Source organism: Bacillus sp. SH5-2 (assembly GCF_008368905.1).
In the GTDB taxonomy this organism is placed as follows: Bacteria; Bacillota; Bacilli; order Bacillales; family Bacillaceae_G; genus Bacillus_A; species Bacillus_A luti.
In genome coordinates this window covers 1-19,806 of record NZ_QOSD01000032.1, presented here as the reverse complement: position 1 = coordinate 19,806, position 19,806 = coordinate 1, and the positions used below count along the sequence as shown (strand labels likewise).

Genomic DNA, 19,806 nt, shown 5'->3' with positions numbered 1-19,806 from the left:
TTTTTGATAAGGATTTAGAATGAAAAAGTATAGGTGATAAAAATGATAGCAACGAAGGATATACGTATAGAAAAAGATTTTTTAGGTGAAAAGGAAGTACCAAGTGTAGCTTATTACGGTGTACAAACATTACGTGCTGTAGAAAACTTCCCGATTACAGGGTATCGCATTCATCCGTCACTTATTACGGCAATGGCAATTGTGAAAAAAGCGGCGGCACTCGCAAATATCGATACTGGTTACTTAGCGAAAGACATTGGACACGAAATTGCAGAAGCAGCGCAAGAAATTGTTGATGGGAAATTTCATGATCAATTTATTGTAGATCCAATTCAAGGCGGTGCTGGAACTTCTATTAATATGAATACAAATGAAGTAATCGCTAATCGAGCGTTAGAACGTATGGGATATGAAAAAGGCGAGTATGCAAAAATTAGCCCAAATACGCATGTAAATATGGCTCAATCAACGAATGATGCGTTTCCAACGGGGATTCATATTGCAACTCTTATGATGTTAGAAGAACTTCTTATTACAATGGAAGAACTTCATGCTGCTTTCCGTGCAAAAGCAAAAGAGTTCGATCACGTCATTAAAATGGGACGTACACATTTACAAGATGCTGTGCCGATTCGTCTTGGTCAAGAATTTGAAGCGTATAGCCGAGTGCTTGCGCGTGATATAAAAAGAATTAAACAGTCTCGCCAACATTTATATGAAGTGAATATGGGGGCGACAGCTGTTGGTACGGGATTAAATGCAAACCCTACCTACATTGAACAAGTGGTGAAACACTTGCGAACATTTAGCGGATTCCCACTTGTTGGTGCAGAACATTTAGTTGATGCAACGCAAAATACAGATGCATACACAGAAGTATCTGCAGCATTAAAAGTATGTATGATGAATATGTCTAAAATTGCGAATGACCTTCGTATTATGGCATCTGGTCCACGTGTTGGATTGGCGGAAATTCAATTGCCAGCTCGTCAACCAGGTTCATCTATTATGCCGGGTAAAGTAAATCCTGTTATGGCAGAAGTAATTAATCAAGTCGCTTTCCAAGTAATTGGTAATGACCATACAATTTGCTTAGCGTCAGAAGCAGGACAACTGGAGCTCAACGTAATGGAGCCTGTGCTCGTATTTAATTTAATTCAATCTATCAGTATTATGAATAACGGATTCCGTGTATTCCGTGAATATTGTATTAAAGGAATTACAGCAAATGAAGAATTGCTGAAGCAATATGTTGAGAAAAGTGTTGGAATTATTACGGCAGTTAACCCTCATATTGGTTATGAAGCAGCATCTCGCATTGCACGTGAAGCAATTGAAACAGGAAAATCTGTTAGGGAGCTATGTTTAGAGCATGGTGTACTGACAGAAGAAGAATTGGATATTATTTTAGATCCATTCGAAATGACGCATCCTGAAATTGCTGGAGCTTCTTTACTAAAGAATAAGAAGATGTAATGTGAAAAAACACCGATCCATTTGGATCGGTGTTTTATTTTTAAAAGATATTAAATACAGCATTTAATTGGAGTAAGCTAATAATAGCTAAGAAGATTAAACTATATTTCATCACTGTTTTAAATAGAGCCGATTCTTTACCAACTAGTCCAACTGCCGCACAAGCAACTGCTACAGATTGTGGTGAAACCATTTTTGCTATTGTGCCACCAACTACGTTTAATGAAACGAGAGTAGATGGTACGATGTTTAATTGATCGGCAGTTACTGCTTGAAGTGGTGCGAATAGTGAACCACTAGATACTACTGAACCAGTAATGAATACGCCAATCCATCCTAAGATTGGAGAAAGAATAGGGAATGCATTTCCAGTAGAAGAGAATGCAAGTCCAAGTGTAGATGACATACCAGAGTAGTTCTCTACGTAAGCTAAAGCGATAACGCTACAAATTGTATATACTGGAACCTTTAATTCTTTTATTGTTTCAATCATTAATTCTTTAATCATTTTGCCGTTTACACGGTAGACGATAAGTGAAACGATAATTGCTAATACAATCGCAGTAGTTGTAGAAGAGAATACATCTAGTTTGAAAATCGCTGCGAAAGGTGTATCAGCTTTTGTGATTGGTGCAGTTTTTATAACTTGATTATGAAGACCAGGGAATTGAATGTTAAATACTAAGTTTGCTAATGGACCATCCGGAGCAAATAAAGCTTTAATTGGTTTTAAATTAAAGATTGTTACAAATGCAGTTAAGAATACGAATGGTGACCAAGCATATAAAATTTGATTGAATGTATGAGATTCTTTTTCTTCTTGTTTTTCTTCTTTAGCAGAAGATTTTGGTTGCCAAACACGTAAGAATAATGCAAGAGCGACCATACTTACGACTGCTGCGAAAATATTAGTAAGTTCAGCGCCTAAGAAGTAAGTTACAAGGAACTGAGTAATTGCGAAAGAAACACCACTTACAAGAATACCTTGCCAAGTTTCTTTAATGCCTTTAAATCCATCTACCATTGAAACAAGTAAGAACGGTAAAACAATGCTAATGAATGGCAAAATGTAAACTGCTTGACGACCGACAGTTAATGCATCTATTCCAGTTAATTGTGCAGGTACTGTAACTGGAATACCCATAGCCCCCATAGCACCACCAGCGATATTAGCTACTAAGCAAATACCCGCTGCTTTTAATGGATTAAAGCCCATACCTACAAGTAATGCAGCTGTAATAGCAACCGGAACACCGAAACCAGCTGCGCCTTCTAAGAAAGCGCCGAAAGAATAAGCGATTAATAATACTTGTAAACGTTGATCATTTGTAATACTTGAAATACTATCACGAATGACATTGAATTGTTCTGTTTTAACAGTTAATTTGTAAAGGAAGATAGCTGCGATAACGATAGTACAAATTGGATAAAATCCAGATAAAACACCAAATCCGGCAGATGCTACTGCTGCAGTTGTAGGCATTTTATAAACAAATATAGCAAGAATAATAGCAACAATTACACTGTAAAGACCAGCCATGTAACCCTTCATTTTGAATCCCACTAAACAAATAATGAAGCAAAAAATTGGAAGTGCTGCGATTAGAGCAGATAACCAAATGTTGTTTAATGGGTCATAAATTTGTGTCCAAGTACTCATAATAATGACAACTCCTATCTATTTTATGTGAAGAAATTCACATTATTTGTGAAACTATTCACAATCAACTTACATGCTTAGTATATTCTCCTTCAACACTATTGTCAACGTAAAAAAGTATAATTATTCCATAATAGTGTTAAAAGAAATACTTTGTTCATAAAGTAGACAAAAAGCCCACTCAAATCTATTTGAGTGGGCGGGATAAATGATTTGCATATTCCTTTCGTGTAGTTGTTTATATATTATAGATCCTATAGCTCTATAGTAGAGACCATCTTTGTATCGAATATAGAGCTGCAGAATGTACCGCTTATCCCATTTGATCAAATCAGGAGTGGGACAGTACATGTACTTAATAGGAAGTATTCCATCATAGTTCAAGCTAGTGAATATTAATTAAAAAGTAATAAGTTAATATTTAATGTTACGGCAGCTCTTTTTACTGAAAATTCCTTTTAGCGTAACAAGGAGGTTAAATATAACCCAAATACGTTACGATAGGTTATCAATTATAGACGGTATTTTACAATATCGTTACTATACGTTTCAATGAGGTGAAAATATAACAAAAAGCCTGATAAAACAACATTTGTAAGCAATGTATTCATAACCCTTTGTTTTGCTTTTTCGTTATATCATATAGTATAATATTCAAAATCAGCAGGGATTTTTCCTGAACTCTTTGTTGATGAAAGTGGAAAAAATTTTCAGCGTTCTAGGTTGATAAAGTTATGTCGTAACAGGAAATATAAGAACAGATATATAAATAAATAAAAAGAAAATAAAAACGAAAACGAGGGGAACTTTATGAGCCAAAATCAATTTGAATGTCGTATTTCAGAAGAAGATGTACAAATGTTAAGAGCGTTAGCACATCCATTGCGTCTACGCCTAGTAATGGAATTAATGCAACGTGGAACTTGTAATGTAACGCAATTACAGGAAGTATTAGAAATCCCACAATCAACGGTTTCACAACATTTAACGAAATTAAAGCAAAATAAAGTAGTACGCTTTGAAAGACGAGGATTAGAAGTGTATTATCAAATTCATAATGATAAAGTAAGTGAAGTAGTGAAAACATTATTTTCTTAAAATTTGAATATTATGGAAAGAGACGTGTGAAATATACGTCTTTTTTATTTGGAAGAAAAGACTATTCATCAACATACTGCTTTATCGAATATATTCTAAAGGGAAAAGAAAAGATAGAAAGGAGTGTAGTAAGCAAAAGGAGGAATAACAGGATGGACGTAAAACGTGTACAACAAATTTTATCTTCTTCAAGTAGAGTTGATGTTACATATGAGGGTGTACCAGTATGGATTGAGAGTTGTGATGAGCAGAGAGGTATTGCTCAAGTGTATGATGTATCTAATCCAGGAGAAAGCGTTCACGTGGACGTGACGGCTTTAGAAGAGAGGTAATAGAAAAGACGCTTCTAATTTTAGAAGCGTCTTTTTTATTTGTTATTCCATCATACTTGCAACTTTTTTAGAGCAGAGAAGAAGTACAAATCCTAGGACGATAACGATAATACCAATACTTGCAAATACTTCAAGATAGCCTAATGATTGTGTAAAGGAAGCAAGTTTACCAGCTAACCAGTTAGCCATACCTGAACCAGCTAACCATACACCCATTAGTAATGATGCTAATTTAACAGGTGCAATTGCACTTACCATTGATAGACCGATTGGTGATAAGAATAGTTCGCCAATTGTATGGAACATATAAGTGATAACGATGAATAATAAGTTTGCTTTAACAGTTATATCAGCTTCACTACTTCCAGTTTTTAGAACCGCTAATGTTAAAACAAGGTAACCTATACCTAGTAAAATCATACCAAATGCCATTTTTGTTGGTATTTTTAAATCGCCACGCTTTGATTTAGAAAGTTTTAACCATAGCATAGATACGAATGGTGCAAGTAGTACGATGAACGCTGGATTAACGGATTGGAACCAAGATGTTGGAACTTCCCATCCAAAAATTGTACGATCAACAAATTTATCTGTATAAAGTGTTAAAGAACTACCAGCTTGTTCAAAGCCTGCCCAGAAGAATACTACGAAACAAGTTAAAATTACAATTGCCCAAGTGCGATTTTTTTCTTGTTTTGTTAAAGGTTTCTTTTCGATTGCAGGTTGATTTTTTGTTTTTTTACCAACAACTGTTGTTCCTGCTGTACCAAGGTAGCGAGGAGCTAATAAGTTGAAAACAATTTGTCCAATAATCATACCGATACAAGCTGCTAAGAATCCGTATTTATATCCCATAACCATAACGCCATCAACGCTTGTTTTAAAGAAATCTTCTGCTAAAAATCCACAAATAAGTGGAGCGAAGAAAGCACCTACGTTAATACCCATATAGAAGATAGTAAATGCACTGTCACGACGTGAATCATTTTCGTTATACAATTCACCTAACAGTGTAGAAATATTTGGTTTGAAGAATCCATTACCAATAACTAATAGTACTAATCCAAGGAATAGTCCTGTTTTTGTATTCATGGAGAATAGTACAAAGTTACCAATCGCCATAATAATTCCGCCGAGAGTAATGGCATGACGTCTCGTAATATAATGATCAGTTAGCCATCCGCCTATAATTGGCATGAAATATACTGCCGCTGTAAAAGTACCATATAATTGCACTGCGAATGCCTTATCAAATCCTAATCCGCCACTAACGGCAGCTGTTGTTAAATAAAGAACTAAAAGGCCACGCATTCCATAATAACTAAATCTTTCCCACATTTCTGTTAAGAACAACAAATATAATCCTGGTGGATGTTTTTTTGGTGATTGTTGTTCTCCAGCTTTTTCTAATTTTAAAGCTGCATCCATTTTTGTTTCCCCCTAATCCTGTATAACGGATATTTATGTAATTATTTTAATTCACAAAATATTTAGAAGTCAATAGAATTATATGGAAATAGAAAGAAAATTTCTAAAAAAATCTATTTTTCTTCAACCGTTACTGTATTTTTCCCTGAAAACTATATAATAAGCGTTTTCAAATGTAATAATTGAATTCTAAAAGAAAATAAAATAGTGATTAATCAGAAAATTTAGATTAAAATATTTATTCCGATATAGAGAAAATATATTTTATTTACTTTTTTAATATAACATATTGGGAATAAAAATACAAAACGAAATAATATGACATTTACGTGAAATTGAAAATAACCAGCTCCATAGAAGGGGAGCTGGTTAGAAACATATTATTTAACAAATCGTTTTTCGATATCATCTAATAGTAGGTTAGCAGCCATTACACCACCAGCTGTATTCCAAATAACATCGTCAACTTTGTATGCTTTACCATTTTTCACTGCATTTAAGTTTTTAAATAGAGGATCATTGATATATTCTTTTTCTAGTTCAGATCCTTTTTTCTCATTGCCTTTATCGAATGTGAAGTAGAATAATACATCGCCATCCATTGCAGAAATACGTTCTTTAGATACGTTACGCTCTGCAAAGTCATCTTTATTTTGATCACCAGGACGTTTAAATCCAAGTTCTTTTAAAATAACACCAGAGAATGTATCACCGTGATAAATACGAACATCACCAGGCATGAAGCGAACCATAGAGATTTCTTGATTTACTTTATCGCCTAGTTTGGCTTTTAAATCTTTCATACGTTTGTCGTAATCAGCTAAAACCTTTTGCCCCTCTTTTTCTTTATTTAATGCTTTTGCATAAAATTTGAAGTTATCTTTCCATTCACCACGTAGCGTTTCAGAGAACACAGTAGGTGCAATTGCTTTTAGTTGCTCGTACACTTTTTCGTGACGCATTTTGTTACCGATAATTAAGTCCGGTTTTAAAGAAGCGATTGTTTCCACGTTCACTTGTCCTTCATCACCAACAACTTTTACATCTTTCATTTTATCTTTAATATGTGGATACCATGGGTCACCAGTCCAAGATTTTACAGCTCCAACTGGTTTCACACCTAATTCAAGTAAAGCTTCAGTACCTTCATTTGTTAAAATGACTACACGTTTTGGATTAGCAGGAACTTCTGTTTTACCCATTGCATGTTCAACCGTAATCATTTCTTTTTTTGTATCTTCTTTTGTTTCATCTTTCGTATTTGATTTTCCACAAGCACTTAAAAGTAATGAAAAAGCTAGTAAAAATACAAATGCTGTAAACGATTTCTTTTGCATGAATTTCATTATGTACCCCCTACATACTGAGAAGTTTTTTCAATAGCAAGCATGATATTAATCCTTTATCTTTTGATTGTCAATACATAAGGTTGAAAATAATTCTCATTTCCGTTGACAATGAGAATTAAGTTGAAATACACTTACAACGTATCATTATACATTGAAGGGGAAACGCTGCATGTTATTAAAAACAAATCGAGCAAAATGGATTGGATTATTTGTTGGGATCATTGCAGTCATTACTTGTATTTGGGGAAGTATTATTTTCGGATATACAAATACGAGTTGGAAATTAGCGTTAGATGCTTTTTTCCATTTTAATGGTTCCAATGAACATATTATTATTCAAAATGTGCGTCTACCAAGGGCGTTAATTGCAGCGAGTGTTGGTGCTAGTTTAGCCATTGCAGGTTGTCTTATGCAAACTTTAACTAAGAATCCGCTTGCTTCTCCAGATTTTATTGGATTAAATTCAGGCGCTGCGTTTTTCATCGTTGTGGCAATTGTACTTTTTTCCGTAACGTCATTATCAGCTTTCACGTGGATTGCCTTTTTAGGAGCAGCGGTTGCAGCTGTACTTGTATTTGCTTCTAGTTCTTTAGGAAAAGAAGGGACAACACCTCTTAAGTTAACATTAGCAGGGGTCGCAATTAGTGCGTTATTTTCATCATTAACACAAGGATTACTTGTTTTAAATGAAAAGGCGCTTGAAGAAGTATTATTTTGGCTTGCCGGATCTGTGCAAGGAAGAAAGTTAGAAATTTTACAATCTGTATTCCCATATTTATTAATAGGTTGGATCGCATCTCTTATGATGGCAGGGAAAATAAATACATTAATGATGGGGGAAGACGTTGCAAAAGGACTTGGACAAAGAACGATTTTAATGAAATCATTTGTACTACTTATTATTGTCCTGTTATCTGGTGGTTCAGTTGCGGTCGCTGGTCCGATTGGATTTATTGGTATTGTCATCCCACATTTTGCTAGATTTCTTGTTGGGGTCGATCACAGATGGAGAGTACCATATAGTGGTTTGTTAGGTGCAATACTATTAATCTTGGCTGATATAGCAGCAAGGTACGTCATCATGCCACAAGAAGTACCAGTAGGGGTTATGACAGCATTTATCGGGGCACCATTCTTTATTTATATTGCACGTAAGAGAGGGCTTAGCAAATGAAGAAGTATATCCCGTTTCGTATAGGAAAAGACGGATTTTCGTTTTTAATGTATAAACGAGCTTGTATCGTCTTAGTGAGTTTACTAGTTGTTTTAATAGGATTATTTTTTGCGAGTGCAGGCATGGGGGATATGAAAATTGCTCCTTATGATGTATGGCAAGCGATTACTGGAAATGGCGATGCGATGTCAAATATGGTTGTAAATAAATTTCGTATGCCGCGTATTTTAATTGCCATCCTTGTAGGAATCGCACTTGCTGTAGCAGGATGTATTTTACAAGGCCTCGTTCGAAATCCACTAGCTTCTCCTGATATCATCGGGATTACAGGTGGTGCAAGTGTTGCAGTTGTATTATTTTTAGCTATATTTAGTGATAAAAATAATGCGCTAACTGTAAGCATTCATTATATGCCGTTAGCAGCCTTTGTTGGGGCAACGATTGTAGCGCTTTTTGTATATTTATTTGCATGGAGAAATGATGGGTTATCACCGATTAGTCTTGTTTTAATTGGTGTTGGTTTTTGGGCATTAACGAAAGCAGCAACGACTTTATTTATGTTGTTAGCGCCAATTTATCAAGCGAGTCAAGCGAATGTATGGATTACAGGGACTGTTTACGGGTCTTCATGGCAAAACGTTATGGTACTTGCGCCGTGGGTTCTTATTTTAACGGTAATATCATTTATAGCTGCTAGACATTTAAATGCGCAAGAGCTAGGGGATGATATTGCGGTAGGACTTGGTGTTCCTTTAACGAAGTCACGCGTATTCATGTTATTACTTAGTACAGCTTTAATTGGTGGAGCAGTTGCCTTTGCCGGAGGAATTGGATTTGTCGGTTTAATGGCACCTCATATTTCACGAAGACTAGTTGGTTCTTTATACGGTGCATTACTCCCAGTCGCGGCTATCGTTGGTGCAATTTTAGTACTTGCTGCAGATTTAATTGGGCGCACAGTTTTCACACCCCTTGAAATTCCAGCAGGGGTATTTACATCAGCAATTGGTGCACCTTATTTTATTTATTTACTTTATAAAAGTCGGAATTCATAAAGGGAGATGAATATGCAAAAAGCATTGGAGACGAAACGTTTGACGCTTTCTTATGATGAAACAATTATTATTGATGAGTTGAATTTAGAAATTCCAAAAGGTGAAATTACAATCTTTATTGGTTCTAATGGTTGCGGAAAATCAACTTTATTACGTTCACTAGCTAGATTATTAAAGCCGACAACTGGTGACATTTTGTTAGATAATCAAGCAATTCAAAGTATGCAAACGAAGCAAATCGCTCGTCAAATGGCAATTTTACCGCAAGGACCGCAAGCACCAGAAGGTCTTACAGTATTGCAACTTGTAAAACAAGGGCGTTATCCATATCAAACATGGCTGAAGCAATGGTCAGAAAAAGACGAAGAAATGGTACAGAAGGCACTTGCAGCAACAGGTATGACAGAATTTGCTGAGCGTGATGTGCATGCTCTTTCAGGTGGGCAACGTCAACGTGCTTGGATTGCAATGACACTTGCACAAGATACAGATATTATTTTACTGGATGAGCCGACTACATATTTAGATATGACTCACCAAATTGAAGTGTTAGATTTATTATTCGAATTAAATGAAACAGAACAACGAACAATTGTTATGGTATTACACGATTTAAATTTAGCATGTCGCTATGCAGATAATATTGTAGCCATTCAAGATAAACAAATATATGCACAAGGTAAGCCGGAAGAAGTGGTAGACGAGAAGCTAGTACGTGATGTATTCCGAATGGAGTGTCAAATCAGTACGGATCCATTATTTGGGACACCACTTTGTATCCCGCATGGAAAAGGAAGACGTGTACGTAAAGAGGTTGCTCAGGCAATGAGATAAAGAAAAAGACGATGAGGGTCATCGTCTTTTTTATTTTTGGCACGAGAATAAGAGAAAGAGGGGAATACGCAAACGACGTTCATATTCTTCCGCGCTTTGAAAATAGGTTTGATCTGGTGTAGCTTCTTTTAAGTTTGTAATCGTGAATCCAGCTTGTTGTAATAGTGTGAAATATTCTTCTGTTGTACGATGATATTTAATAACTTCTTGATCAATCCAAGGTTCAACGCGTTTTCCCGTTTTAAAATAATTATCGACGAGCCAGCTCGTTCTTTTTCCGCTCGTTTGCAAGCTTTCAAATGAAGAGGTGATAACAGGATGCTGAACGCTAAAGGTAAAGGTTCCATTTGTTTTTAAAGTTTTGTACGCATTTTGAAAAATGATATCAAGATGTTCAATATAATGTAAAGCGAGTCTAGATGTTACTAAATCAAAAGTAGAAGGAGGGTATGTGTAGTCTTTGAGGTTTAAAAAATGAACGGCACCATTTTTGTTTTCTAGTTGTTTTACAGCCTTTTCATACATAAGCTGTGAGCCTTCAATACCAGTGTATGAGCGGCAGCCATTTTCTAATAATTCTTCGCCGAACTTGGCGTCACCACAACCTAAATCGAGAATTTGTGTTCCTTTTACGTCACCAATGAGTTGAAAGAATGCTGGCTTTTCAATCGATTCATTTGGGCTATTTTCTCGGTATCTTCGTTTCATATATTGTTCAAAAAATGCTTCGTTATTATATACATCAGATTCTATAAATGCCATGTTTGAAGCCCTCCTAAATATTTTTTTTATTCTATCAAATATGAAAAGTAAAAGATAGATTTCTTGTAATGAATCATTTATAATTTAAAGTTGTAAGCGGTTACTTTAAACTATTTTTCTATAATAAATTCTGAAAACGTGTTAAGCTAGTAGAGGGATTATTAGAACTATTAAGACAATAATTCGCTTACATGAACGATGGGAGGCTTCACGATGTCTAGTAAAACACTTGCGAAATTTTTAGAAGAAAATTTAGAGGATTTAAAATCAAAGGGGCTTTATAACGTAATTGATCCGCTTGAGAGTTCAAATGGACCGATCATTACAATTGGCGGAAAAGAATATATTAACTTATCTTCAAACAACTATCTTGGATTAGCAACAGATAGCCGTTTGCAAGAAGCGGCAATTGGTGCCATTCATAAGTACGGTGTTGGAGCAGGAGCTGTTCGTACAATTAACGGTACTTTAGATTTGCATATTAAATTAGAAGAAACAATTGCAAAGTTTAAACATACAGAAGCAGCGATCGCTTACCAATCAGGATTTAACTGTAATATGGCAGCGATTTCAGCCGTTATGGATAAAAATGATGCGATTCTTTCAGACGAGTTAAACCATGCTTCTATTATTGATGGTAGTCGTCTATCAAAAGCAAAAATTATTGTTTATAAACATTCTGATATGGAAGATTTACGCCAAAAAGCAATCGCGGCGAAAGAATCAGGGCTTTACAATAAATTAATGGTAATTACAGACGGTGTTTTCTCAATGGATGGGGATGTTGCAAAACTACCAGAGATTGTTGAGATTGCAGAAGAATTAGATTTAATGACATATGTAGATGATGCACATGGTTCGGGTGTACTTGGAAAAGGTGCAGGAACTGTAAAACATTTCGGTCTGTCTGACAAAGTTGATTTCCAAATTGGTACATTATCAAAAGCAATTGGGGTAATTGGTGGATATGTAGCAGGGAAACAAAACTTAATTGACTGGTTAAAAGTTCGTTCACGTCCATTCTTATTCTCTACAGCATTAACACCAGCTGATGCAGCAGCTTGCATGAGATCAATTGAGATCTTAATGGAAAGCACAGAGTTGCACGATCGTTTATGGGAAAATGGTCGCTATTTAAAACAAGGATTAAAAGAACTTGGCTTTAACATCGGAGAAAGTGAAACGCCAATTACACCTTGTATTATTGGTGACGAAGTATTAACACAAGAATTTAGTAAACGTCTAAATGAAGAGGGCGTATACGCAAAATCTATCGTGTTCCCAACTGTAGCTAAAGGTACAGGACGCGTTCGTAATATGCCTACAGCAGCTCATACGAAAGAAATGTTAGATGAAGCAATTCGTAAGTATGAAAAAGTAGGGAAAGAAATGGGCATCATTTAAGTAAAGACATCTTTTGAATAGCTTGCAAATGAGGAGTGGGGAAAATGAAAAAAATTCTAGTAACCGGTTCTTTAGGGCAAATTGGTTCTGAACTAGTAATGAAACTTCGTGATGTATACGGCGCATCAAATGTTATTGCAACAGATATTCGTGAAACAGATAGTGAAGTAGTAACGTCTGGTCCATTTGAAACGTTAGATGTAACAGATGGACAAAAACTACATGATATCGCAAAGCGTAATGAAGTAGATACAATTATTCATTTAGCAGCTTTACTTTCAGCAACGGCGGAAAAAAATCCGCTATTTGCATGGAATTTAAATATGGGCGGACTTGTAAATGCATTAGAAGCAGCTCGTGAATTAAACTGTAAGTTTTTCACGCCGAGTTCTATCGGTGCATTTGGTCCATCAACGCCGAAAGATAATACGCCACAAGATACAATTCAACGTCCTACTACGATGTATGGGGTAAACAAAGTAGCAGGAGAATTACTATGTGATTATTATCATCAAAAGTTTGGCGTTGATACGCGCGGTGTACGTTTCCCAGGCTTAATTTCTTACGTAGCTCCTCCAGGAGGCGGAACAACTGACTATGCAGTTGAAATTTATTATGAGGCGATTAAAAAAGGCACATACACCTCATACATTGCAGAAGGAACATACATGGATATGATGTACATGCCAGATGCTTTACAAGCGATCATTTCATTAATGGAAGCTGATCCAAGTAAGCTAGTGCATAGAAATGCATTTAATATTACAGCAATGAGCTTTGAGCCAGAGCAAATCGCAGCATCAATTCGTAAACACATTCCAACGTTTACAATGGATTATGCTGTAGATCCTGCTCGTCAAACAATCGCTGATAGCTGGCCAAACTCTATTGATGCAACAGCAGCAATGAAAGAGTGGGGCTTTAAAGCAGAATACGATTTAGACAAAATGACAACGGACATGTTGGCTAAGTTAAAAAAAAAGCTCACAGCTGAGTTAGTGATGAATTAATAGGAAGGGCCGATTCTTAGGAATCGACCCTTTTTTATTTGTATTTTAGGAATATACAAATAATTACAAATGTGATAGAATGAGTTAATTTGTGTGTAAAGGGGAGACAGGGAATGGAGAAATGGGAGTTAGCAAAGGAAATTTACAATACGTCACGTTTAACGGGAACATTTAAGCTTCGATCAGGACAAGTATCAAATCAATACTTTGATAAGTACTTATTTGAATCTAATCCAGTACTGCTAGTAGAAATTGCTAAACAATTGAAAGAGCTCATTCCTCCTGAGACAGAAGTGCTCGCAGGTTTAGAGATGGGAGGAATTCCAGTAGCAACAGCATTATCTTTACAAACAGGTATACCAGTTGTATTTGTAAGAAAAGAAGCGAAGAAGTACGGTACATGCAAGTTAGCAGAAGGCGTTGATATTACTGGGAAAAATGTTTGTATTGTTGAAGATGTTATTACGACAGGTGGTCAAATATTATTAAGCACGAAAGATTTAAGAGAACTAGGTGCGAAAGTACATCATGTTCTAGGTGTAATTGAACGAACAAAAGAGGGAAGAGAAAATTTATTAGAAGATGGCTTACAACTACATTCTTTATTTACAATGGATGAGTTAATTGAAGGAAAAAAGCAACATGCAGAGAGTTGACGTCGTATATGCACTCATACATGATGAAGAAACGGATAAAGTATTAATGGTACATAATGTAGAACAAAACGTTTGGTCATTGCCAGGCGGGGCTGTTGAAAAGGCTGAAACGTTAGAGGAAGCTCTAGTAAGGGAAGTAAAAGAAGAGACAGGTTTAACTGCTGTGGAAGGTGGACTTGTTGCGATCAATGAAAAATTCTTTGAAGAGTCAGGGAATCATGCGCTATTTTTTACATTCCGAGCAAATGTAGTAAAAGGTGAACTTATGGCAGAAGATGAAGAGGAAATTTCTGCAATAGAGTGGGTGGATCGAACAATCGCAAATGAGCGATTCCCATACTATGACGGGGGATTTGAATCATTATTAGAAATAGCCATTCCATACAAGTTTCAACCAGAAACAAAGTGATTGAAAGAAAAAAACAGGAGCGACAACGCTCCTGTTTTTCTATTCAATCGTCTTCAGTAATAACTTTTTCAATAGCGGTTTAATCTTCAATCGTAAATCTTCAGCGTGATTTGCAACTAAGAAGTGATGGTTATAAATGTTCTTCATTAATTGATAAGTTGCTTCTTTCGCTTCGCCTTCTTCGATGAAGATCCCGATTACTTCCATACCACTTTTACGAGCAAGTTTGACAGCTTCATGCGTATCTAAAATACCGTCTTGTTGGTAGTCTAGTGCAGAAGGCTCACCGTCTGTGAAGACAAGTAAGAATTTATGCTTTTCTGGTCTTTTTGCAAGCTTTTCAGAAACGATACGAATAATATATCCATCGCGATTATCTTCTTCTTCACGAAGCTGCATAATTTCGGGACCAACGTTTGGTAACGTTGAGTTTTTATACGTTACAACTTCATGGATAACGTTCGGCTTATCTTCAGGTTTAGCACTAGAAGCATCTTCCCAAAATCCGCTAATAGCGTGCGGGATTTTTAAAGATTTCAACGCTTCATGGAATAGGACCACACTCTTTTTCGTTTCTTCCATTTTGTTATACATAGAACCAGAGCAGTCCACTAGTAGTTGGAATGCAACGTCGAGCTCTTGTGATTCTTGCCCTTTTTTATAAAACATGCGAGGCTGCTTTTCAGTATAAATACGAAGGAATTTATTACGAAGTCTTCCGTAATATTTATCACTGTTTGCGTTTGTTTTATTTTCAATCGTTTTTTCGATAATTTTCTTTAATTCTTTTACATCTTTATTAACGACTGATTTGATAGCTTGGTAATCTTTTTTCTCGTCAGGATTTGGTTTACGTGCTTCTTTAAATGTATGAGAAGCGCCAGTGTTATACTTACCGTATGCACCGTCGTTTTGGCTAGAAGCGTGTGAAGCTCGTGCTTCTTCTGTGTCAGCACCATCAAAGTTAGATTGTGTACTTTTTTGAGAAGTACCTTGTACGGAACCTAGTGCCTGATCGCCATCTTCCGATTCACGAGCAGTATCACCCATCATATTTGTCTTTGTTCCGCTTTCTAATTCAAAGCGTAAGAAGTTCTCGTTTTCATTGTTTTTATTTTCACGGTGCCATGTTGAGAAGCTTTCATCCATTTTGTTTTTATTTTCATCGTCATCTATGAGCTGCGTATCATCATTTGCTAAATCTTCGACGCGACAGTTTTTTTCGTCTGTAATGACAGATAAATAAAGCGGTGCATGCCCGAAATAGTTGTTAAGCATATCACTTTCAAGAAGCTCCTCTAAGCGATAGCGAATTTTCTCAACGATATACATAATATCTTCCGTATTACGAGCTTGGAATGTTTCATGCAGAATAGCTTCAATTTGCTCGAAATATTCATTATTAAACATTTCATATTTGTCGCTCGTTAATGAAAGGTAACAGAGACAAAATAGACGATCACCATGATAGTTACGAACACGGTTTATTTCATTTTGTGAGCCGAAGTAATTGCGGTACATTTCTTTTCGGCGTCTAAAAATATGCTTTGTGCCAGGGCGTAAGCTTTTTACGATTTCCTCAACGCGTAAATCTTCTAATAGAACAAATAATTGTGTTAAAAACTTTTTTAGGGGCGATTCTTGTAATTCAATCGCATAAGAACGAATTAAAGTCATGTCCGAGTAATGTTTATTACCAAGTGCTTTTAAGAACACTTCGCTTTTTAATCCGATTACTGTATCTTCTTCTTTTCGATCATCCCAAAAATGACTAATGACAACTTTCTTTTCAATTTCGTCGTAGTATGCTTTATAGCCATATTCAAGATAGGCGTCATCTTCCTTTAGAAGGGCATACATTAAGTTTTCCATTTGTAGAAACAGCGACGCATCAATTTTTTTGTCACTAAAAATTTGTCTCATGAATTATCCCTCAAAGAAATAACTTTCTGCTAATTCACGGACAGTCATTTGTTCTGTTTCATCATTTAATTTTGCAATAATGCTTCGTTCAATAGCGCGCATAACAGGAATATATACACCTAAATCACATGCGTCGATAATACCACGGATACTTGCTGCTTCTTCACTTACACGTCCATCGTGAGCTAAAGGCATAAGGTCGCTTGCAAATGCAACGAACTTTTCAATTGTTGCAGTGTCTTTCAATTTTGATTCTGCTAATAATAATTCTTTTAATGTATCACCTTGGATGTAAGGAACTTCAATAATAACGAAACGGTTTTTTAACGCTTCGTTTAGTTCACTCGTACCAACGTAACCTTCATTAATTGCTGCGATTACACGGTACTCATCATCACCGTATACAACTTCTTGTGTAAACGGGTTTGTAATCATTTTACGATAATCTAATGCACCGTGAAGAAGTGGCAACGTTTCAGGTTTTGCCATATTGATTTCATCAATATATAGGAAATGACCGTTCTGCATTGCTTTCATAAGAGGACCGTTAACGAAGGTAACTTCAGATGCGCCACCTTTCGTTTGCAATGTGTTGTATCCTAAAATACCTTCTACATCTAGGTCGACAGAACAGTTAATACTATGCATTGGTTTTTGGAATAAAGAAGAAAGAGTTTCCGCTAGTACTGTTTTTCCACTACCAGTCGGTCCTTTTAATAGAATGTTTTTGCCAAGAAGAAGAGCTGTAATAGCGTCTTCGATAATGCTGTTATCAGACGCTTTATATATTTTTGTACCGATTAAATGTGCATTTTCACCAGCTTCTTTTTTATTCTTTTCATGAATTGTAGAAAGCTGCTGTTTTAAATCAGCATGTATATGAAATTGTTCTAACATGTATTTCCCACCTAACATTATTTTCATAAAGCAATACATCTTATGATAACTTGTTTTAATATGGTATGCAAAGAAAAGGAGAAGGCCAAATATAAAAGAAAAAGCAATCAATAGTATATTGATTGCTTATAGTAAAGGAGAAATGAGTCGCATGAAAGACTCTAATATTCGTTTTTTGATACTTCTTTTTTGGAAAGCGTTCCATTTAATTTCAGTGGAATGTTTAAAGTCTTCTTCAAAATCACGTTTAATATCATGAACAGTTTCTGATTCATAAAGAACACCAACAATTTCATAATTTAATTCAAAGCTGCGTACATCCATATTTGCTGTTCCAATTGTCGCAATTTTATCATCAACGAGTACAATTTTTGCGTGCATAAAACCATCTTTATAACTGTAGATGGAAGCACCAGCTTTTAAAAGTGGAGTGAAATAGGATTGCGATGCTTGATCACTAATGATGCTATCACTTTTACCTGGATATAAAATGCGTACATCTATGCCGGAAATTGCACTTAAGCGCAATAATGTTAAAGTTTCTTGGTCTGGAATAAAGTATGGTGTAGCGATCCAAATAGATTTTTTGGCAGAGCCCATAACAGCTAGTAACGTATTACGAATACTTTTATCATCTGAGCTTGGTCCGCTCGCTACAATTTGCACAGCACCGTCTGCATTCGAAATTTCTTTACCCGGGAAGTATTCTCTATTCATAAATTGCTCCCAAGAATAAGTATTCAACCCGCTAGAGGCATAGAGCCAGTCTTCTAGGAAGATTGCTTGTAATTTATATAACGCTTTTCCTTCTATTTTTAAATGGCTATCACGCCAAACTGGGAATTTTTTTGAACGGCCGAGATATTCGTCACCAACGTTGAGCCCGCCAGTAAAACCAAGTTCTCCATCCACAATGACGATTTTACGATGGTTACGATAATTGACTGTTTCAAGTAACCAAGCTGAAAAAATAGGGTCAAATTCTACAATTTCAATACCAGATTCTTTCATAGGTTGTAAAAATCGTCTTCTTAAAGTATTACTTCCGAGTCCATCATAAAGGAATCGTACAATAACACCGTCTTTTGCCTTTTTGATTAACGCATCCCGAACTTTTGTACCAATCTCATCAGATTTATAAATATAGTACTGGATATGTATGTGATGTTTTGCCTGCTCGATAGCTTGCAAAATTTCTGAGAATGTTTGATCTCCATTTGTTAAAAGTTTTGTAGTTGTTTTGTCTGCGGCAGGTCCACCTCCAAATTTTTGTATGACTTTTGTTAAGTGTGTAGAACGCTCATGTAAGGGGACTGTGAGTGATAATTCTACTCGTCTTCCTTCTAATATTTCACGGAATAATTTTCTTTGTTCTTCTGAACGATGGAGATGTTTTTTTCTTCTCCAACGGCTACGACCGAAAATGGAGTATAAAAGTACACCGACAATCGGTAGAAGCGCTAATACTAAAAACCAAGCTAATGTACTTTGGGGAGACCTATTTTCGATAAAAATAACAAATGAAATCCCTACGATTGTAATAGACCATAGGGCACCCACAAATGTATATAGCGAGATAGCCGATATATCTAAAAGTAAGAGAACGATAGAGACAATTGTAAATACTAATAATAATTGAACGATAGGTTTCTTCATTTTTATATATTTCCTCTAATCTTTCTTGAATATAGACTTTTTAAATAAGAGATGTAATGTGACATCCTTATTATAAAGTGTTTTTTATTTTTTACAAAATATAGGTATTCCCCTGTACTTTCCGCATTTGTCCTACATACAGTATCTTATTACGTCTTTATATAAAAAAGGGGGATGAATACAATGTATGGTCGTCCAATTGGAGGATTTGGTCACGGCGGTGGTTTTGGGCATGGAGGCTTCCAGGGTGGTTTTGGACACTCACCATTTTTTGGCGGAGGTTTCTTTCCTGGATTTGTAGCAGGTGCATTACTAAGCCCTGGTTTTGGTTATGGGGGATATAGTTATCCGTATTACCAGGATTATTCTTACTATACAGGTTATCAACAAGATCCATATTATTCATACAAAACCTATTAAGGTGAGGAAATTGAAAAGGAGAGGGGAAAATGAACTATGTAGAACATAACGGTGTGTATTATCGTAATCATCATGGAGGGCACCATAATCACGGCGGACATAATCATCATGGTGGACACAATCATTATGATCATCACCATCATCATCACGGTGGTGGATGGGGCTGGGGAGGTGGGTCTTGGGGTGGCGGGTTTTTCCCTGGGAGTTTTGCAGGGGGCGGGTTTGGCGGGCTTACAGCTGGTGGATTAACAGTGTCAAAAAGG

19 protein-coding genes are annotated in these 19,806 nt (G+C 36.0%); 12 read left to right on the top strand and 7 right to left on the bottom strand.

The window, feature by feature from the left end; all coding sequences use genetic code 11:
* The first annotated feature begins 42 nt into the window (after positions 1-42).
* Entirely contained in the window at positions 43-1,476 is a 1,434-nt protein-coding gene (gene aspA / locus DN410_RS24575) for an aspartate ammonia-lyase (protein WP_149178404.1), read from the top strand.
* Positions 1,477-1,516: 40 nt separating this feature from the next.
* Here the strand turns inward: aspA and DN410_RS24570 are convergent, their stop codons facing one another.
* On the bottom strand, positions 1,517-3,136 hold the full coding sequence (locus tag DN410_RS24570; RefSeq protein WP_149178403.1) for a lactate permease LctP family transporter: 1,620 nt from the start codon (positions 3,134-3,136) through the stop codon (positions 1,517-1,519).
* Positions 3,137-3,946: 810 nt separating this feature from the next.
* Here DN410_RS24570 and DN410_RS24565 point away from each other — a divergent pair.
* Both DN410_RS24565 and DN410_RS24560 read left to right on the top strand, forming a co-directional pair.
* Complete coding sequence (locus DN410_RS24565; RefSeq protein WP_000081429.1) at positions 3,947-4,234, top strand: ArsR/SmtB family transcription factor; 288 nt, start codon at positions 3,947-3,949, stop codon at positions 4,232-4,234.
* A gap of 152 nt (positions 4,235-4,386) precedes the next feature.
* Positions 4,387-4,566 carry an acid-soluble spore protein H gene (locus tag DN410_RS24560; protein WP_000382689.1) on the top strand — a complete coding sequence of 60 codons (180 nt, stop codon included), beginning with the start codon at positions 4,387-4,389 and terminating at the stop codon, positions 4,564-4,566.
* A 42-nt stretch (positions 4,567-4,608) separates the two neighbouring features.
* Here the strand turns inward: DN410_RS24560 and DN410_RS24555 are convergent, their stop codons facing one another.
* Together DN410_RS24555 and DN410_RS24550 are read right to left on the bottom strand one after the other, a co-directional pair.
* Complete coding sequence (locus DN410_RS24555) at positions 4,609-5,994, bottom strand: peptide MFS transporter (protein WP_000338332.1); 1,386 nt, start codon at positions 5,992-5,994, stop codon at positions 4,609-4,611.
* A 380-nt stretch (positions 5,995-6,374) separates the two neighbouring features.
* Positions 6,375-7,340 carry an ABC transporter substrate-binding protein gene (locus DN410_RS24550; protein WP_149178402.1) on the bottom strand — a complete coding sequence of 322 codons (966 nt, stop codon included), beginning with the start codon at positions 7,338-7,340 and terminating at the stop codon, positions 6,375-6,377.
* A gap of 172 nt (positions 7,341-7,512) precedes the next feature.
* Here DN410_RS24550 and DN410_RS24545 point away from each other — a divergent pair, with 172 nt between their 5' ends.
* From DN410_RS24545 to DN410_RS24535, 3 genes are read left to right on the top strand one after another with little or no spacing between them, the layout of a single operon-like run.
* The gene (locus DN410_RS24545) at positions 7,513-8,517 is read left to right on the top strand and encodes a FecCD family ABC transporter permease (RefSeq protein ID WP_149178401.1); all 1,005 of its coding nucleotides are present in this window, start codon (positions 7,513-7,515) and stop codon (positions 8,515-8,517) included.
* Complete coding sequence (locus DN410_RS24540) at positions 8,514-9,572, top strand: FecCD family ABC transporter permease (RefSeq protein WP_149178400.1); 1,059 nt, start codon at positions 8,514-8,516, stop codon at positions 9,570-9,572. Before DN410_RS24545 ends, DN410_RS24540 begins: the two co-directional genes overlap by 4 nt.
* 12 nt (positions 9,573-9,584) lie before the next feature.
* Positions 9,585-10,406 carry an ABC transporter ATP-binding protein gene (locus tag DN410_RS24535; protein ID WP_098667981.1) on the top strand — a complete coding sequence of 274 codons (822 nt, stop codon included), beginning with the start codon at positions 9,585-9,587 and terminating at the stop codon, positions 10,404-10,406.
* 30 nt (positions 10,407-10,436) lie between these two features.
* On the opposite strand, the gene DN410_RS24530 is transcribed toward DN410_RS24535, so the two are convergent.
* Positions 10,437-11,168 (bottom strand): class I SAM-dependent methyltransferase, encoded by a 732-nt coding sequence (locus DN410_RS24530; RefSeq protein WP_149178399.1) that lies wholly within the window; start codon positions 11,166-11,168, stop codon positions 10,437-10,439.
* Between the two features lie 213 nt (positions 11,169-11,381).
* On the opposite strand from DN410_RS24530, the gene DN410_RS24525 reads away from it, so the two are divergent.
* The 4 genes from DN410_RS24525 to DN410_RS24510 all read left to right on the top strand — a co-directional run bounded on the left by DN410_RS24525 (position 11,382) and on the right by DN410_RS24510 (position 14,647).
* Positions 11,382-12,572, top strand: coding sequence for a glycine C-acetyltransferase (locus DN410_RS24525; protein WP_000095906.1), 1,191 nt, complete (start codon positions 11,382-11,384; stop codon positions 12,570-12,572).
* A 44-nt stretch (positions 12,573-12,616) separates the two neighbouring features.
* Entirely contained in the window at positions 12,617-13,582 is a 966-nt protein-coding gene (locus DN410_RS24520; protein ID WP_000723139.1) for an L-threonine 3-dehydrogenase, read from the top strand.
* 113 nt (positions 13,583-13,695) lie between these two features.
* Complete coding sequence (gene pyrE, locus DN410_RS24515) at positions 13,696-14,238, top strand: orotate phosphoribosyltransferase (protein WP_149178398.1); 543 nt, start codon at positions 13,696-13,698, stop codon at positions 14,236-14,238.
* The gene (locus tag DN410_RS24510; protein WP_149178397.1) at positions 14,225-14,647 is read left to right on the top strand and encodes an NUDIX hydrolase; all 423 of its coding nucleotides are present in this window, start codon (positions 14,225-14,227) and stop codon (positions 14,645-14,647) included. The genes pyrE and DN410_RS24510 overlap by 14 nt, the downstream gene beginning before the upstream one ends.
* Before the next feature lie 39 nt (positions 14,648-14,686).
* On the opposite strand, the gene DN410_RS24505 is transcribed toward DN410_RS24510, so the two are convergent.
* The 3 genes from DN410_RS24505 to DN410_RS24495 form a co-directional block, all read right to left on the bottom strand.
* Positions 14,687-16,570 (bottom strand): vWA domain-containing protein, encoded by a 1,884-nt coding sequence (locus tag DN410_RS24505; RefSeq protein ID WP_149178396.1) that lies wholly within the window; start codon positions 16,568-16,570, stop codon positions 14,687-14,689.
* Positions 16,571-16,573: 3 nt separating this feature from the next.
* A complete protein-coding gene (locus tag DN410_RS24500) occupies positions 16,574-17,467 on the bottom strand; it encodes an ATP-binding protein (protein ID WP_149178395.1) in 894 nt (297 codons plus the stop codon).
* 126 nt (positions 17,468-17,593) lie between these two features.
* Positions 17,594-19,123, bottom strand: a complete 1,530-nt coding sequence (locus DN410_RS24495) for a cardiolipin synthase (protein ID WP_149178394.1) — start codon at positions 19,121-19,123, stop codon at positions 17,594-17,596.
* A gap of 183 nt (positions 19,124-19,306) precedes the next feature.
* Between DN410_RS24495 and DN410_RS24490 the strand changes: the two genes are divergently transcribed.
* A complete protein-coding gene (locus DN410_RS24490; RefSeq protein WP_149178450.1) occupies positions 19,307-19,543 on the top strand; it encodes a hypothetical protein in 237 nt (78 codons plus the stop codon).
* Between the two features lie 29 nt (positions 19,544-19,572).
* Positions 19,573-19,806 (top strand): cobalt transporter (locus DN410_RS24485; RefSeq protein WP_149178393.1); only part of this gene is annotated, 234 nt, incomplete at its 3' end.